Annotated in this window: 1 protein-coding gene; it reads left to right on the top strand. The window is 40.4% G+C overall.

Annotated features, from left to right (window positions below):
* Nucleotides 1-263 precede the first annotated feature (263 nt).
* On the top strand, nucleotides 264-1,154 hold the full coding sequence (locus H5202_RS22020; protein ID WP_220493972.1) for a LysR family transcriptional regulator: 891 nt from the start codon (nucleotides 264-266) through the stop codon (nucleotides 1,152-1,154).
* The last annotated feature ends 534 nt before the right edge of the window (nucleotides 1,155-1,688 follow it).

Below are 1,688 nucleotides of genomic sequence, written 5' to 3'. Positions count from 1 at the left end.
TAACGTAAAGTCAGTTAGCACCAAGTTGGTGCGAACAAGGTTTATTCAGCACCAGAGCAACTCAATCATTTTTTACAAAATTAGTTAACACTCTGTTGGTATTATATTTTAACTACTGGCCCAATCCTTGCTCTCTTTCCAAGAATAACCCTAGTCTCACTTAACTATTACTTAGTCGTCGTCCCACATGCATTACAGATGTAATCAAAATTGATTATCATCAAGGGGAAGTGAGTTGATAAACTGTCTTTGTTGAGAATTGAATGATCCCTTTACACACCTCCATGCGCGGTCTACGTTGCTTTTGCGTAGCCGCTGAATGCTTAAGTTTTAAAGAAACCGCTAAAAGGCTATATCTGACACCTTCGGCGGTAAGTCATCAAATTAAACAGTTAGAAGAATCTCTTAACCAGAGCTTGTTTATTCGTCAAACTCGCGCGGTGACATTGACCGAAGTAGGCGCACGCTTTTACCAAGCCATCGAACCAGTAATGCAGCAATTGGTCAACACGGTCAGCGAGTTTAACCAATCAGACAGAATGCTCGAAGTCAGCATTTCAATGCCAGAATTCTTTGCCAGTGAACTGTTTATGCCTAAACTCATTGGTTGGTCTTCTAAATACCCCAACATCAATCTTAAGCTCGAAACCATTAAGTCGCGTAGTGATACAATTAAGCACACTGATGTATCCATTATGCTCTCTGGTAAACAACAAACGAATGCCGATGTGTATGATTTATTTCCAATCACTTATATCCCTGCGTGTAATGCACAACTGCATGCTGAATTGTCTTCACAAGGTTTTAAAGCATTAACTAAGGTGCCATTAATATTGCATAAAGCTCGACCTTACGCTTGGCATCAATGGGCCGAAAATGTTGGCTTTGATGCATTTCAGCCTAAGCAGATAATTCAACTAGACAGTATGTTCAGTGTCGCCCGCGCTGCAGAACAAGGATTAGGTATTGCACTGATCCCATTACCCATCAGCCAAGCATGGTTCGATAATGGCACCCTTCTACCATTATTTACTCATCCACTTTATAGCCATGATCGCTATTACCTCATCCGTCATACCAACGAACAGCAGCGACCAGAAGTGCAATTGCTGATCGATTGGATCCTCAAAAGCTTTCATGATGAAAGTCATTAGGTATCAAACTTTTCAAAGTAGACTTTTTGCAATGATTTTGACAAAGCGAGTAGCAGATTAACTTAACTGTTATTTAAACGTTTCTCTCAAACCATGTCGTTATTGATATCAATGCCTACCGCAGATAATCTACACGAGGAAGTGAATGTTGCGATCACAGAGATGTGAATAAACGGCCTTAGCGCTGATGATTAAGCTAAACGCCGCAGGCACATCCATGTAGACCTAACCAAAACTGTAGTGGCTGTAGGCCGTATACATATCTACTGGTTCACACTTTAAACCAATTAATTACCTCATCATTATAAGTGAATTTTTTTAACCCATTAATGCGTTTTTTATCGTTTGTCGACGCTAGTCGTTTTGACTAAAGTTCACCTGTAGCGCGGCGCTACACAAACGTTTAAAGGTAAGCGGTTAATTAACCCCACATACCAATAATACTCACGCTTTAATATAGTGCCTTTTTCACCGGAGGTACTATGAACCAAGAACAAAAGCGCGCCCATTGGGTATCAATTGTTGAACAACAAA

The sequence above is a fragment of the Shewanella sp. SG41-4 genome, from assembly GCF_014164505.1.
In the GTDB taxonomy this organism is placed as follows: domain Bacteria; phylum Pseudomonadota; class Gammaproteobacteria; order Enterobacterales; family Shewanellaceae; genus Shewanella.
This window is presented reverse-complemented; position numbering and strand designations above follow the sequence as displayed.

What these genes read in the sequence shown, in the direction of transcription:
- H5202_RS22020 (WP_220493972.1), top strand. Translation starts at nt 264, where the DNA reads ATGATCCCTTTACACACCTCCATGCGCGGTCTACGTTGCTTTTGCGTA.